This is a genomic window from Olleya namhaensis (assembly GCF_900114005.1).
In the GTDB taxonomy this organism is placed as follows: domain Bacteria; phylum Bacteroidota; class Bacteroidia; order Flavobacteriales; family Flavobacteriaceae; genus Olleya; species Olleya namhaensis.
Genome location: NZ_FORM01000002.1, coordinates 1 through 16,053 on the forward strand (window position 1 = coordinate 1; position 16,053 = coordinate 16,053).

Annotated in this window: 9 protein-coding genes and 1 pseudogene; 1 reads left to right on the top strand and 9 read right to left on the bottom strand. The window is 34.3% G+C overall.

Annotated elements, in window-relative coordinates; all coding sequences use genetic code 11:
• Positions 1–2,374 (bottom strand): annotated as a pseudogene (locus BMZ09_RS03040) (hypothetical protein); the annotation flags it as partial.
• Between the two features lie 396 nt (positions 2,375–2,770).
• Between BMZ09_RS03040 and BMZ09_RS03045 the strand changes: the two are divergent.
• Positions 2,771–4,360 carry a peptide chain release factor 3 gene (locus tag BMZ09_RS03045; RefSeq protein WP_090837400.1) on the top strand — a complete coding sequence of 530 codons (1,590 nt, stop codon included), beginning with the start codon at positions 2,771–2,773 and terminating at the stop codon, positions 4,358–4,360.
• A gap of 217 nt (positions 4,361–4,577) precedes the next feature.
• On the opposite strand, the gene BMZ09_RS03050 is transcribed toward BMZ09_RS03045, so the two are convergent.
• The 8 genes from BMZ09_RS03050 to nusG form a co-directional block, all read right to left on the bottom strand.
• On the bottom strand, positions 4,578–4,898 hold the full coding sequence (locus BMZ09_RS03050) for a DUF3467 domain-containing protein (protein ID WP_090837402.1): 321 nt from the start codon (positions 4,896–4,898) through the stop codon (positions 4,578–4,580).
• 94 nt (positions 4,899–4,992) lie between these two features.
• Entirely contained in the window at positions 4,993–9,294 is a 4,302-nt protein-coding gene (rpoC, locus tag BMZ09_RS03055) for a DNA-directed RNA polymerase subunit beta' (protein ID WP_090837405.1), read from the bottom strand.
• Positions 9,295–9,364: 70 nt separating this feature from the next.
• The gene (gene rpoB, locus BMZ09_RS03060; RefSeq protein WP_090837408.1) at positions 9,365–13,177 is read right to left on the bottom strand and encodes a DNA-directed RNA polymerase subunit beta; all 3,813 of its coding nucleotides are present in this window, start codon (positions 13,175–13,177) and stop codon (positions 9,365–9,367) included.
• 124 nt (positions 13,178–13,301) lie between these two features.
• Positions 13,302–13,676, bottom strand: a complete 375-nt coding sequence (gene rplL / locus BMZ09_RS03065; protein ID WP_090837410.1) for a 50S ribosomal protein L7/L12 — start codon at positions 13,674–13,676, stop codon at positions 13,302–13,304.
• Between the two features lie 58 nt (positions 13,677–13,734).
• Entirely contained in the window at positions 13,735–14,256 is a 522-nt protein-coding gene (rplJ, locus tag BMZ09_RS03070) for a 50S ribosomal protein L10 (protein ID WP_090837413.1), read from the bottom strand.
• Between the two features lie 19 nt (positions 14,257–14,275).
• A complete protein-coding gene (gene rplA, locus BMZ09_RS03075) occupies positions 14,276–14,965 on the bottom strand; it encodes a 50S ribosomal protein L1 (RefSeq protein WP_090837415.1) in 690 nt (229 codons plus the stop codon).
• Positions 14,966–14,984: 19 nt separating this feature from the next.
• Complete coding sequence (rplK, locus tag BMZ09_RS03080) at positions 14,985–15,425, bottom strand: 50S ribosomal protein L11 (protein WP_090837416.1); 441 nt, start codon at positions 15,423–15,425, stop codon at positions 14,985–14,987.
• A 70-nt stretch (positions 15,426–15,495) separates the two neighbouring features.
• Positions 15,496–16,050: a transcription termination/antitermination protein NusG gene (nusG, locus tag BMZ09_RS03085; RefSeq protein WP_090837417.1), complete on the bottom strand. Its 555-nt coding sequence runs from the start codon at positions 16,048–16,050 to the stop codon at positions 15,496–15,498.
• Positions 16,051–16,053 lie beyond the last annotated feature (3 nt).

Below are 16,053 nucleotides of genomic sequence, written 5' to 3' on the forward strand. Positions count from 1 at the left end.
GATCAACTGTTGCTGCATCGCCATCATCTAATGTTACTACGATTCCTGATACAGGATCGCCATTCTCATCTACGATTGTTCCGCTTACACTTCCTAAGCAAGCATTTACTGCATCGTTAGTAGCATCCCCAACTGTTTGACCAATTGTAGTGTTTACATCATCCGGCACACCTGTTGTTGTATTAACATCACCTGTCAATTCTCCTGTTGAAGCATCAACACTAGAAAAATCAATAGTATCTCCTCCTTCAATTGAATCAGGACAACCATCATCATCACTATCATTATCTAAATAGTCTGGAGTTCCATCATCGTCTGTATCTAAACTTTTACATGCCGATAATATAAATTCGATACCATCCGTACCTGTTCCAAATAAACCACCTTGTACAAATTGTAAAGTAAAAGTTGAAACTTCTCCATTAATTTGCATTGTACCTGCAGCTGTTCCGTCAGCATCGTTCTGAGTTGCTTCTTGGGTATGTGCTAAATCAGCATCTGTATTATTTCCTGAATCAAAAACGGTAGTTGCTGTTGTACTAAAATCAGACGTCCCTGATAAAGTAGTCCATGTTAAACCGTTTTGTAATGTTACAATTGCAGTATTTTGTGTTGTAACGCCATCAGTACCACCAACTCTATCTAAATAAATTATTGGATTAGTAACTGTAACTGGGTCACCTAAAGCATCTACATAATTAACAGTTAATGTTCTATCCCATACATAACTGTTTTGTAGTGATGCTGCCCCTGCTAAGTTTTCTGTCCAAAATGAACCGTTAGAAAAAGTCCCTGGAGCAAACACAAAATCACTAGGGCTAGTAGGATTATCAGTAGTTACTTGAGCAATAATTCCGTTTCCAAAATCATAAGAAGCTGTATTACCAACAATAACCCATGTTCCAGATAAAACTTGAGAAGCACAAGCGCCTTCATTTGCATCTAAAATACCATCATTATCATTATCTAAATCACAACCATTAGGCACACCATCATTATCCGTATCAACAGTATCATCCGATCCTTGACAAATATCACTACCGTCTAAAACTCCATCGTTATCTCTATCACATTGTCCATTAGTATCAAAAGCAGTATCATCTTGAGATGTTCCAACCGTTTGACCCGATGTAGTATCTACATTATCTGGCACACCAGTTACAGCATCAATAGTTCCATCTAATTTACCATTAGCTAAAACTTCACCTATAACTATAGCATCACCACCTTCTAAAGCATCAAAACAACCATCGTTATCAGAATCGTAATCTAAATGGTTAGGGATTCCGTCACCATCAAAATCGTAAACATCTGGAACACCATCTCCATTGGCATCAACATAATTTGTTAAGCTTCCATCTCCTGTACCATTATCTACTGTATCATTCCAGTTAGGAATACCGTCTCCATCTTCATCATAACTCGGAGAAAAACCGTTAGCTTCATCAATATCTAAAATACCATCATCATCATCATCTAAATCATCAATATCACTAAAACCATCACCATCTTCATCTGGTAAAGAAAAAATAAATAATTTTCCATCACCGTGATCACTACTTGTAGCAGTAATTCTTACATCTGTAATAATAGATCCTTGAGGGGCAATATCATTAACGTAAAAAAGAGCGATACCTATAGTACCACCATTAGTTACAACCACTCTATCACTTAACCAATAATCAGCAGCACCAGTTGGAGCCGTTACTGTACCTACTGTACCAAAACTAGAACTAGTTCCTGTACCACCATGTCCGTACCATACTCCACCTTGAGGATTAACAAATGTAGAACCTAAAGATTGATTAGCACCTCCACCTACTGGCGTACCAAAAAACTCAATATGATAACAATTATTTGCATTACGTTCTGTAATCGCAATAATACTTCCAGAAGTACTTGGTATTCCAGGAGAATAAGAAAACGTTTGCTTTTGAGCAACTAACGTTGTTTGAACTGCTGTAAAATTATCGCAAATAGCTTGCCCATTATTACTTGCTTCAAAAAAGTGATTCAAGTTTTTATCCTGAAACGCTGCCAGAGCTGACGCATTCCAGGTTGGACTAGCACTAGTAGTTTCTACGAGAGTATTATTCTCTCTAACTCTATTTGCTGCATCTCCTCCAGTTGTACCTACCTGAGTCATAGCATAACCCTGAGGACTACCAAAGTTTACAAAAACTCGGTTATCAACAGTTATGCTCTGAATTGTAGCAGGATCATTAAGTGTTGTTTGCACATCACTCCACTGAAAAGAAACACCACTTTGAATACTTGGTGCATTAGTCTGCGAAAACAGACTAGAAAAGGAAAATAAAGTAAACACTAAAAAACTAAGTGCTTTTACTTTAGAGAATCGAGTAAAGATTTTCATGTTGTTGCGGGTAAAATTATTTTATAATCAATTTTTTTTGGGATAATACTTTCAAATGAGGTTTTAACCACATTGGAAACAAATGTAAATACTAAAAGACTTTATTGATTTAATTACACGCTATAAAGTGTTAATTTTCGTTAAAGAGCTGTTTTATTGGTTCAAATTGATTTAAAAATGTTCAATAAAATTAACGATAAAACGACAAGAAACACGATTAAAAACAAATATCATCGATAAAAAAAATCATAAATAAGAATATCACATCAAATCCCGATTTAACAAGAAGAAACATAGATAAACTACACAAAAAAAATAAAGCATGAAAATCGCAATAAATGATTTTGAGTATAGGACGTTAAAGCCGATACATCTATATTTGTAAAAATTTATTTGATGAAATTCTTAGACGAAATAAAAAGAAGAAGAACCTTTGGAATTATATCGCATCCAGATGCCGGTAAAACGACACTTACAGAAAAACTATTACTTTTTGGAGGTGCTATTAATGAAGCTGGAGCAGTAAAAAGCAATAAAATAAAGAAAGGGGCAACCAGTGATTTTATGGAGATAGAACGCCAACGTGGTATATCTGTAGCTACTTCTGTACTTGCATTTGAATATGATGGCATTAAAATAAATATTCTAGATACGCCAGGTCACAAGGATTTTGCTGAAGATACTTTTAGAACATTAACTGCTGTAGATAGTGTTATTGTTGTTATTGACGTCGCTAAAGGAGTTGAGGAACAAACAGAAAAATTAGTAGAAGTATGCCGTATGCGTAACATACCTATGATTGTCTTTATTAATAAAATGGATAGAGAAGGTAAAGATGCATTCGAATTATTAGACGAAATAGAACAAAAATTAAAGTTAAAAGTAACGCCTTTAAGTTTCCCTATTGGTATGGGGTATGACTTTAAAGGTATTTACAATATTTGGGAGAAAAACATAAATCTATTTAGTGGTGATAGTAGAAAAAATATTGAAGATACCATTGAAATCAATGATTTAAACTCAAGCGAACTAACAAAGCTTATAGGTGATAAAGCTGCTGAAACTCTACGAGAAGAGATAGAACTAGTAGAAGGTATCTATCCTAAATTTAGTAATGAAGACTACCTTAAAGGGGAATTACAACCTGTATTTTTTGGCTCTGCACTAAACAGTTTTGGAGTAAGAGAATTACTAGATTGTTTTGTAGAAATAGCGCCTAAACCTCGTGCTAAACAGAGTGAAGAACGTTTAGTTAAACCTGAAGAAGATAAATTTTCGGGATTTGTATTTAAGATACATGCAAACATGGATCCCAATCACAGAAACAGATTAGCGTTTGTTAAGATTGTATCTGGTGAATTTAAAAGAAACACACAATATCTGCACGTAAGACATAATAAAAAAGTAAAATTTTCAAGCCCGAATGCTTTTTTTGCTGAGAAAAAAGAAATTGTAGACATCTCTTATCCTGGTGATATCGTTGGTTTACAAGATACGGGTACATTCAAGATTGGAGATACACTAACAGAAGGTGAAATATTAAATTACAAAGGTGTCCCGAGTTTTTCTCCAGAACATTTTAGGTACATAAACAATGCTGACCCATTAAAATCTAAACAATTAAACAAAGGTATAGACCAACTAATGGACGAAGGTGTTGCGCAATTATTTACATTAGAATTGAATGGTAGAAAAGTAATTGGAACTGTAGGAGCTTTACAATATGAAGTTATACAGTATAGATTAGAACACGAATATGGTGCAAAATGTACTTATGAAAATTTAAATGTATACAAAGCGTGTTGGGTAGACCCTGATGATAAGAAAAATAACGAGTACAAGGAATTTTTAAGAGTAAAACAACGCTATTTAGCAAAAGACAAAAGGGGCCAGTTAGTATTTTTAGCAGACTCGCCTTTTTCTTTACAAATGACACAACAAAAATATCCTAGCATTAAATTTCACTACGTATCTGAATTTGAATAATAAATATCGATTTTAAATAGTATTTAACAAACAAATTAACAATCGATAGCTACTATGTTTGATTTTACTCGAAAATCGCTTAAACACCAGTTTAAAGAACTAGATTACTCGAGATATATAGTTTAAAATTATTTTATTTATAAAAATTATAATTTTTACTTATACCAAATCATACCTACAAAAAAAGCCTTTTTACTTAATTGTAAAAAGGCTTTTTTTATGCTTGACCAGTTGGTCCAAAATTTAAAGGAATTGGTGGTTGTTCATAATCCTTAATTTCGCCATGTGCTTTTTCAAATCTCTGAACATTTTCTCCTAATGCTTTTAAAAGTCGTTTAGCGTGCTGTGGTGTCAATATAATTCTTGACTTCACTTTGCTTTTTGGAGTACCAGGCATTATACTAACAAAATCAACAACAAACTCAGATACTGAGTGATTAATTATTGCTAAGTTAGAATAAATCCCTTCCGCGATTTTCTCGTCTAACTCAATATTTATTTGTCCTTGTTTTGGTTTATTATCATTGCTATCAGCCATTCTCTTATTTTTTTAAACAAAGAATCCCGCATTACTGCAGGATTCTTTTAATTATTATAATTTAGAAATTAATCTATACATTTAAGTCTAACAATTAGTTATAATTAACTTCTTGTTTAGCTTTCATCATTTGATCAAATTCTTCTTTAGATCCAACAATTATGTTTTCGTAAGCTCTCATACCTGTACCTGCTGGTATACGATGTCCTACAATTACATTCTCCTTAAGACCTTCAAGATGATCAACTTTACCAGCTACTGCTGCTTCGTTTAATACTTTAGTAGTTTCTTGGAAAGAAGCTGCAGATATAAACGATTTAGTCTGTAATGATGCTCTTGTAATACCTTGTAAGATTGGCGTAGCTGTTGCCGGCTGTGCATCTCTTCCTACTACAAGTTGCTTGTCTTCGCGACGTAAGATTGAATTTTCATCTCTTAATTGGAAAGCAGATATAATCTGTCCTTCCTTTAGTGTAGACGAATCTCCTGCGTTTTCAACCACTTTCATTCCAAAAATGTTATCATTTTCTTCAATAAAATCAGATTTATGAGCTAATTGATCCTCTAAGAAAATAGTATCTCCTGAATCAATAATTCTTACTTTACGCATCATTTGTCTTACAACAACTTCAAAATGCTTATCATTAATTTTTACACCTTGTAAACGATATACTTCCTGCACCTCGTTAACTAAGTATTGTTGTACTGCAGATGGTCCTTTTATATTAAGGATATCGTTTGGTGTTACAGAACCATCAGATAAAGGCATACCAGCTTTAATAAAGTCATTTTCTTGCACTAAAATCTGGCTAGATAACTTAACTAAATACTTTTTGATTTCACCTAATTTAGATTCTACAATAATCTCACGATTACCTCTCTTAATTTTACCAAAAGATACAACACCATCAATTGCACTAACAACTGCAGGGTTAGAAGGGTTACGTGCTTCAAACAATTCTGTTACACGTGGTAAACCTCCTGTAATATCCCCAGCTTTAGATGATTTACGAGGAATTTTAACTAAGATCTTACCAACCTTAATTTTTTCTCCATCATCAATCATAATGTGGGCCCCTACTGGTAAATTGTAAGAACGAATTGCTTCACCTTTACCATCTTCAACAATAAGTGTTGGTATTATTTTTTTGTTTCTAGACTCTGAAATTACCTTTTCTTGGAAACCTGTCTGCTCATCAATCTCTACTTGATAAGTAATACCTTGTTCGATATTTTCATATCTCACTTTTCCAGCAAATTCAGAAACAATAACTCCGTTATATGGATCCCAAGAACAAACAACATCACCAGCTTTTAATGCATCTCCGTCTTTAACTAAAATATGAGATCCATAAGGGATATTGTTAGTACTTAAAGTAATTCCAGTTTTCTTATCTACTAATTTAATTTCTGATGTACGAGAAATAACAACATCAGCTGCGTTACCATCGTTATCAGTACCTTTTACAGTTTTTAAATCTTCAATTTCTGCAATACCGTCAAATTTAACTGCAAGTTTGTTTTCTTCAGAAATGTTACCTGCAATACCTCCAACGTGGAACGTACGAAGTGTTAACTGTGTACCAGGCTCTCCAATAGATTGCGCTGCTACAACACCAACTGCTTCACCACGTTGCACCATTTTGTTAGTAGCTAAATTACGACCATAACATTGTGCACAGATCCCTTTTTTAGCTTCACAAGATAATGGAGAACGTACTTCCACTGTTTCTATTGGTGAATTTTCAATCCTAGCTGCTACTACTTCGTCAATTAATTGACCAGCTTCAGCTAAAACTTCTTCACTTAATGGATCATATACATCATTTAATGAAATACGACCTACAATACGTGCTTCTAATTTCTCAACAACTTCATCATTTTTCTTAAGTGCAGAAACCTCTACACCTCTTAATGTACCACAGTCTTCACTGTTAACAATAACATCTTGAGAAACGTCTACTAAACGACGTGTTAAGTAACCTGCATCGGCAGTTTTAAGTGCAGTATCGGCAAGTCCTTTACGCGCACCGTGAGTTGATATAAAGTACTCTAAAATTGAAAGACCTTCCTTAAAGTTAGATAAAATCGGATTTTCAATAATAGATCCACCTCCTGCAGTAGATTTTTTAGGCTTAGCCATTAATCCACGCATACCTGTAAGCTGACGAATCTGTTCTTTAGATCCACGGGCTCCAGAATCAAGCATCATATATACCGAGTTAAATCCTTGTTGATCTTCTCTAATACGTTTCATTGACAATTCTGTCAATTCAGCATTCGTAGATGTCCAAATATCAATAACCTGGTTGTAACGTTCGTTATTTGTAATTAATCCCATGTTATAGTTACCAGTAACACCATCAACTTTTTCGTTGGCAGCATCAATCATAGATTGCTTTTCTGGCGGGATAATAATATCTCCTAAACTAAATGATAACCCTCCTTTAAATGCGAAGTAATATCCTAAAGTTTTAATTTCATCTAAGAAATCTGCAGTTTCAGGTACACTAGTTACTTTTAAAATATTACCAATAATATCTCTTAAAGACTTCTTGGTTAATACTTCATTGATATAACCTGCTGCTGCTGGTACTTTTTCGTTAAATAAAACACGACCAACAGTAGTTTCAATTACTTGAAGTACTAATTCGCCAGCGTCATTAAAGTCCATTGTTCTAACTTTAATTCCTGCGTTTAATTCAACTCTCTTTTCATTGTAAGCAATAGTTACTTCCTCTGCAGAGTAAAATGTTAATCCTTCACCTCTTACAGGAACTTCAGGAGTAGATAATCTGTGCTTAGTCATGTAATATAGTCCAAGTACCATATCCTGAGAAGGTACAGTAACTGGAGCACCATTTGCAGGGTTTAAGATATTATGAGATGCTAACATTAACATTTGACACTCTAATATAGCTTCAGGTCCTAATGGTAAATGCACAGCCATTTGATCTCCATCAAAATCGGCGTTAAATGCCGCACATGCTAATGGGTGTAATTGAATTGCTTTACCTTCAATTAATTTAGGTTGGAATGCTTGTATACCAAGTCTGTGTAATGTAGGAGCACGGTTTAAAAGTACTGGATGTCCTTTTAAAACATTTTCTAAAATATCCCAAACAACTGGTTCTCTTTTATCTATAATTTTCTTCGCAGACTTAACTGTCTTTACAATACCTCTTTCAATTAATTTTCTAATTACAAAAGGCTTGTATAATTCTGCAGCCATGTTTTTAGGTAAACCACACTCAAATAATCTAAGTTCTGGTCCAACAACAATTACAGAACGTGCAGAATAATCGACACGCTTACCAAGTAAGTTTTGACGGAAACGTCCCTGCTTACCTTTAAGTGAATCTGATAATGATTTTAATGGTCTGTTAGAATCAGTTTTAACAGCAGATGATTTACGTGTGTTATCAAATAAAGAATCTACAGATTCTTGTAACATACGTTTTTCGTTACGTAAAATAACTTCCGGTGCTTTTATCTCAACCAATCTTTTAAGACGGTTATTACGGATAATTACACGACGGTATAAATCATTTAAATCTGAAGTTGCAAAACGTCCACCATCTAAAGGCACTAAAGGTCTTAATTCTGGTGGTATAATTGGCACTACTTTCATGATCATCCATTCAGGACGATTCTCTCTGTGCTCATTAGATTCACGTAAAGCTTCAACTACTTGTAGACGTTTTAAAGCTTCTGTTTTACGTTGTTTAGACGTTTCAGTATTTGCTTTGTGACGTAACTCGTATGATAATGTATCTAAATCAATTCTTGACAATAAGTCAATTAAACACTCAGCTCCCATTTTAGCAATAAATTTGCTAGGATCTGTGTCATCTAAATATTGATTATCTTGAGGAAGTGTTTCTAATATGTTTAGATATTCCTCTTCAGTTAAAAAGTCTAATTTTTGTAAAGGCTCTCCTTCTTCATTCTTAGCATTACCAGCTTGTATTACTACATAACGCTCGTAATAAATAATCATGTCTAATTTCTTAGACGGTAAACCTAATATGTAACCAATTTTGTTTGGTAAAGAACGGAAATACCAGATATGAGCAACAGGCACAACTAAGTTAATGTGTCCTACTCTATCACGGCGTACTTTCTTTTCAGTAACTTCAACTCCACAACGGTCGCAAACAATACCTTTATATCTAATACGCTTATATTTACCACAAGCACATTCATAATCCTTTACAGGACCAAAAATACGCTCACAGAATAAACCATCACGTTCTGGTTTATGTGTACGATAATTGATAGTTTCTGGTTTTAAAACTTCACCTCTAGATTCTGCTAAAATAGATTCTGGTGATGCTAAACCAATAGAGATTTTATTAAATCTCTGTACTGTATTCTTATCTTGTTTTTTTGCCATAATTCTTATAGTGTTCAGTTTGTAAAGCAGTCCGTAAAATTAATTTACAGACTGCTCGACTCACTTAAAATTATTCTTCTAATCTAATGTCTAATCCTAATCCTTTCAATTCGTGCATTAAAACGTTGAAAGATTCTGGTAATCCAGGTTCTGGCATTGGCTCTCCTTTAACGATAGCTTCGTAAGTTTTAGCTCTACCAACTACGTCATCAGATTTTACAGTTAAGATTTCTCTTAACGTTGCAGATGCTCCGTAAGCCTCAAGTGCCCAAACTTCCATTTCTCCAAAACGCTGACCTCCAAATTGCGCTTTACCTCCTAAAGGTTGTTGCGTAATTAGTGAGTAAGGTCCGATAGAACGTGCGTGCATCTTGTCATCTACCATATGCCCTAATTTAAGCATGTAAATAACACCTACTGTTGCAGGTTGATCAAAACGGTCACCAGTTCCACCATCATAAAGATATGTATGACCATATCTAGGAATTCCAGCTTCATCAGTTAATTCGTTAATCTGATCAATTGTAGCACCATCAAAAATTGGTGTTGCATAAGTACGACCTAAATCTTGTCCAGCCCATCCTAAAACTGTTTCATATATTTGTCCAATGTTCATACGAGATGGTACACCTAATGGATTTAATACGATATCTACAGGAGTTCCGTCTTCTAAGAAAGGCATATCCTCTTGACGTACAATACGTGCAACAATACCTTTGTTACCATGTCGTCCCGCCATTTTATCACCAACTTTTAACTTACGTTTTTTAGCGATATAAACCTTAGCTAACTTAATAATACCTGCTGGCAACTCATCCCCTACAGAAATAGTAAACTTTTCACGTCTTAAAGACCCTTGTAAATCGTTTTCTTTAATCTTGTAGTTATGAATTAAATCAGCTACTAACTTATTAGTATGATCATCTGTTGTCCATGTACCACCAGTTAAGTGAGTATAATCATCAACAGCATTTAACATTTTTAGAGTAAATTTCTTACCTTTTGGTAAAACTTCTTCTCCTAAATCATTGAAAATACCTTGAGACGTTTTTCCGTTTACAATTGTAAAAAGTTTTTCAACTAATACACTTTGTAATTCGTCAAACTTAGTGTAGTATAAATTCTCTAATTTATTAATATCTTCTTTATCCTGAGCTCTCTTACGTTTATCCTTTACTGCTCTAGAAAATAATTTTTTATTAATAACAACACCATGTAAAGAAGGTGATGCCTTTAATGAAGCATCTTTTACATCTCCAGCCTTGTCACCAAAGATAGCACGTAATAATTTTTCTTCTGGAGTTGGATCAGATTCTCCTTTTGGTGTAATCTTACCAATTAATATATCACCAGGTTTAACTTCAGCACCAATACGAATCATACCGTTTTCATCAAGGTCTTTAGTAGCCTCTTCAGAAACGTTAGGAATATCGTTAGTTAATTCTTCGTTACCTAATTTAGTATCTCTAACGTCAAGAGAATACTCGTCAATATGAATAGAAGTAAAGATATCTTCACGTACAACTTTCTCAGAGATTACAATTGCATCCTCAAAGTTATACCCTTTCCAAGGCATAAAGGCTACTTTCATGTTTCTACCTAAAGCTAATTCACCCTTTTGAGTTGCATAACCTTCAGATAACACTTGCCCCTTTGATACCTTATCACCTTTCTTAACGATAGGTGTTAAGTTAATTGAAGTACCTTGATTAGTCTTTCTAAACTTAACTAAAGCGTAAGACTTGATATCACTATCAAAACTAACTTTAGCCTCGTCATCAGTTCTTTCATATTTAATTACAATCTCATTAGCATCGACATACTGTACAACACCTTCTCCTTCTGCATTAATTAATACACGAGAATCTGAAGCAACTTGTCTCTCTAATCCAGTACCAACAATTGGTGCTTGAGGACGTAATAATGGTACCGCTTGACGCATCATGTTTGATCCCATCAATGCACGGTTGGCATCATCATGTTCCAAGAATGGAATTAAAGATGCTGATATAGACGAAATTTGATTTGGTGCAACATCAGTATAATGGATATCTTTTGGATCCATTACTGGGAAGTCACCTTCCATACGTGCAATTACCTTATCGTGTAAAATCTTACCATTCTCATCAACTTTAACAGTTGCTTGAGCGATTAATTTGTCTTCTTCTTCTTCTGCACTTAAATAAATTGGATCTCCTTTAATATCCACAACCCCATCAGTAACTTTTCTATAAGGTGTCTCAATGAATCCCATAGAATTCACTTTAGCATATACAGATAAAGATGAAATTAATCCAATGTTTGGTCCCTCAGGAGTTTCAATTGGACAAAGTCTTCCGTAGTGAGTATAGTGAACATCACGTACTTCGAAACCAGCTCTTTCTCTAGATAAACCACCTGGTCCTAGTGCAGATAAACGACGCTTGTGCGTAATTTCAGCAAGAGGATTGGTTTGATCCATAAATTGAGATAATTGGTTTGTACCAAAGAAAGAATTAATAACAGACGATAACGTCTTAGCATTAATTAAGTCAATAGGAGTAAACACTTCATTATCACGAACGTTCATACGCTCACGGATAGTACGTGCCATACGTGCTAAACCAACACCAAACTGAGAAGATAATTGCTCTCCAACTGTACGAACACGACGGTTAGATAAGTGATCAATATCATCAATCTCTGCTTTAGAATTAATCAGCTCGATTAAGTACTTGATTATAGTAATGATATCTTCTTTGGTAAGCACCTGCTTATCCATTCCGATATCTAATTGTAGTTTCTTGTTCATTCTATAACGACCTACTTCTCCAAGAGAGTAACGTTGATCACTAAAGAATAATTTGTCAATAATACCACGTGCTGTTTCCTCATCTGGCGGCTCAGCATTACGTAGTTGACGGTAAATATGTTCTACAGCTTCTTTTTCAGAATTTGTTGGATCCTTTTGAAGTGTATTATGTATGATTGCGTAATCTCCTTGTTGTGCACTTTCTTTGTGTAAAAGAATAGTTTTCACATCAATGTCAAGGATTTCTTCAATATTATCTTTATCTAATTCTGTATCACGATCTAATACTATCTCGTTACGCTCAATAGATACTACTTCTCCAGTATCTTCATCAACGAAATCTTCATGCCATGTATTTAAAACACGTGCAGCAAGTTTGCGACCGATTACTTTTTTAAGACCAGACTTTGAAACTTTAACCTCTTCGGCTAAATCAAAAATCTCTAAAATATCTTTATCACGTTCAAAACCAATTGCTCTGAATAAAGTTGTTACAGGTAACTTCTTTTTTCTATCAATGTACGCATACATTACTTGGTTAATATCCGTAGCGAATTCTATCCACGATCCTTTAAAAGGAATAACTCTAGCTGAATATAATTTGGTTCCATTTGCATGGAAAGATTGACCAAAAAAGACACCTGGTGATCTATGCAATTGAGATACTACCACACGTTCTGCACCATTGATACAAAAAGTACCAGATGGAGTCATGTAAGGTATAGTTCCTAAATACACATCCTGGACAATGGTCTCGAAATCCTCATGTTCAGGGTCTGTACAATATAACTTTAACCTTGCTTTAAGCGGAACGCTATAGGTTAGTCCTCTTTCAATACACTCATCAATAGCATATCTCGGCGGATCAATAAAGTAATCTAAAAATTCTAAAACGAATTGATTACGTGTGTCTGTAATTGGAAAGTTTTCCATGAAGGTGTTATAAAGACCTTCATCACCTCTTTCTTCAGATTTTGTTTCTAACTGGAAAAAATCCTGAAAGGATTTAATCTGAATATCCATGAAATCTGGGTATTCCGTTCTATTTACAATAGACGAGAAATTTAATCTTTCAGCTTGTGTTACTAACATCAATGGACGAAATTTTGATTAAAAAAAATATTATTTTATATAGTTGATCACTATATACGACAAATGGTTTAGGTCTTAAAGCGAATGCTCCAGACCTAAACCTTTGTAAAATTATTTGGTAAGCTTACTTAAGCTCAACCTCTGCTCCTGCCTCTTCTAACTGAGTTTTAAGAGCTTCTGCCTCATCTTTAGAAACTGCTTCTTTGATTGCACTTGGTGCATCATCAACTAAACCTTTAGCTTCTTTTAAACCTAAACCAGTTAATTCCTTAACTAATTTTACTACTGCTAATTTAGAAGCACCTGCTGCTTTTAAAATAACATCAAATTCAGTTTGAGCTTCTTCAGCATCTCCTCCTCCAGCTGGACCAGCTGCAACAGCTACTGCAGCAGCAGCAGGCTCGATACCATATTCATCTTTTAAAATAGTAGCTAACTCATTTACTTCTTTAACAGTAAGGTTAACTAATTGTTCTGCGAAATCTTTTAAATCTGCCATTTTTCTATCGTTTTAATTTTTTAATAATATATAATTGTAAAAGTGCGTAATGTTTGAATTATCCCTCTTTTTGAGATAATGTTTTTAAGATACCTGAAAGTGTTCCACCGCTTGATTTAAGAGCCGAGATAACGTTTTTAGCAGGAGACTGTAGTAATCCTACAATATCACCAATTAACTCTTCTCTAGACTTGATGTCTACTAACATATCTAATTGGTCATCTCCTAAATAAACCGCTTCTTCAATAAAAGCACCCTTTAATAAAGGCTTCTCAGATTTTTTTCTGAAAGCTTTGATTAATTTAGCTGGAGCATTCCCAGTTTCCGAATACATCACAGATGTATTTCCCTTTAATATTGATGGTAAGTTTCCAAAATCTCTATCGGAAGCTTCCATTGCTTTTTCAAGTAATGTATTTTTAACAACAGCTAACTGTATGTTTGCTTTAAAACAAGCACGACGTAAGTCAGAAGTAGTTCCTGCATTTAAACCAGAAATATCCGCTATGTAGATATTAGAGTTATCGGCTAATTGAACAGTTAATTCTTTAATTACTTGTGATTTTTCTTCTCTAGTCATAATATAAAGTTTTTAACTACTAACCTATTTTAGTTTCTACAGCAATACTTGGACTCATTGTAGAAGACATAAAAATGCTTTTTACATAAACTCCCTTAGCTGTAGTTGGCTTAAGTTTCATTATTGTTGTTAATAATTCATTTGCATTTTCCTCAATCTTATCAGCACTAAAAGATGCCTTTGCAATTGAAGCATGAACGATACCAGTTTTGTCAACTTTAAAGTCAATTTTACCAGCCTTAACTTCAGTTACAGCTTTTGCTACATCCATAGTTACAGTACCAGTCTTAGGGTTAGGCATTAAACCACGAGGTCCTAATACACGTCCTAAAGGTCCTAGTTTACCCATAACGCTAGGCATAGTAATAATTACATCAACGTCTGTCCAACCACTCTTGATTTTATCAAGGTACTCATCTAAACCAACGTAATCAGCACCTGCTTCTTTAGCTTCTGCTTCTTTATCTGGAGTTACTAATGCTAAAACTTTAACGTCCTTACCTGTACCATGAGGAAGAGATACTACACCTCTAACCATTTGATTAGCTTTTCTTGGGTCAACCCCTAAACGAATTGCTAAATCTACAGAAGCGTCAAACTTTGTATTAGTTATTTCTTTTACTAATGCTGAAGCATCTTTTAAAGAATATACTCTATCCTTCTCAATTTTTGCTACAGATTCTTTTTGTTTCTTTGTTAATCTTGCCATTTTTTAAAATCTTTTTAGGTTAATTTGGTGCTTCACCACCTTTAACAGTTATACCCATAGATCTTGCAGTACCAGCAATCATCTTCATTGCAGACTCAATTGTAAATGCATTTAAATCTACCATTTTATCTTCTGCAATAGTTTTGACTTGATCCCAAGAAACTTTTGCTACTTTTTTAACGTGTGGTTCACCTGAACCTTTCTTCACTTTGGCCGCTTCTAATAATTGTACTGCAGCAGGAGGTGTTTTGATTACAAAGTCAAAAGACTTGTCTTTGTAAACCGAAATCACAACTGGTAAAACCTTACCAGCTTTATCTTGGGTTCTTGCATTAAATTGCTTACAGAATTCCATGATATTTACTCCAGCAGCACCTAAAGCGGGTCCAACCGGTGGCGACGGATTCGCTGCACCTCCCCTTACTTGTAGCTTAACTACTTTACCTAATTCTTTTGCCATTTTGAATGTTTTTGTTTTGTACTTATTTTAAGTGGAAGCCTAAAAGAAGTACGCTTTATTGTAACAATTATTAAATTTTTTCTACTTGCATATAGCTTAGTTCTAATGGTGTCTTTCTTCCGAAAATCTTAACCATTACTTCAAGCTTACGCTTTTCTTCATTAATGTTTTCTATAGTACCGTCAAAACCATTAAAAGGTCCATCAATAACTTTTACTGTTTCACCTTTGGTGTAAGGTATTGCAACATTAACGTCCGCATCAACAGATAACTCATCTACTTTACCTAACATTCTGTTAACTTCAGATTGTCTTAAAGGTAAAGGATCACCACCTTTTGTAGCACCTAAAAAACCAATAACGTTAGTTATTGATCTTATAATATGAGGCACTTCTCCAGTAAGGTTAGCTTTAATCATAATGTATCCACTAAAGTAAACTTTTTCTTTGTTTACTTTTTTACCATTACGGATTTGCACTACATTTTCTGTTGGTACTAAAACCTGCTCTACATAATCCTGTAGACCTAATCTTGAAATTTCGTTCTCGATATAAGTTTTGATTTTATTCTCTTGACCACTTACAGCTCTAACTACGTACCATTTTTTTTCTCCAACTTCAGCCATAAT

Coding starts and splice junctions, on each gene's coding strand:
- rplA (WP_090837415.1), bottom strand. CDS start 14,965: ATGGCAAGATTAACAAAGAAACAAAAAGAATCTGTAGCAAAAATTGAG.
- nusG (WP_090837417.1), bottom strand. CDS start 16,050: ATGGCTGAAGTTGGAGAAAAAAAATGGTACGTAGTTAGAGCTGTAAGT.
- BMZ09_RS03045 (WP_090837400.1), top strand. CDS start 2,771: ATGAAATTCTTAGACGAAATAAAAAGAAGAAGAACCTTTGGAATTATA.
- BMZ09_RS03050 (WP_090837402.1), bottom strand. CDS start 4,898: ATGGCTGATAGCAATGATAATAAACCAAAACAAGGACAAATAAATATT.
- rplJ (WP_090837413.1), bottom strand. CDS start 14,256: ATGACTAGAGAAGAAAAATCACAAGTAATTAAAGAATTAACTGTTCAA.
- rpoB (WP_090837408.1), bottom strand. CDS start 13,177: ATGTTAGTAACACAAGCTGAAAGATTAAATTTCTCGTCTATTGTAAAT.
- rplL (WP_090837410.1), bottom strand. CDS start 13,676: ATGGCAGATTTAAAAGATTTCGCAGAACAATTAGTTAACCTTACTGTT.
- rplK (WP_090837416.1), bottom strand. CDS start 15,425: ATGGCAAAAGAATTAGGTAAAGTAGTTAAGCTACAAGTAAGGGGAGGT.
- rpoC (WP_090837405.1), bottom strand. CDS start 9,294: ATGGCAAAAAAACAAGATAAGAATACAGTACAGAGATTTAATAAAATC.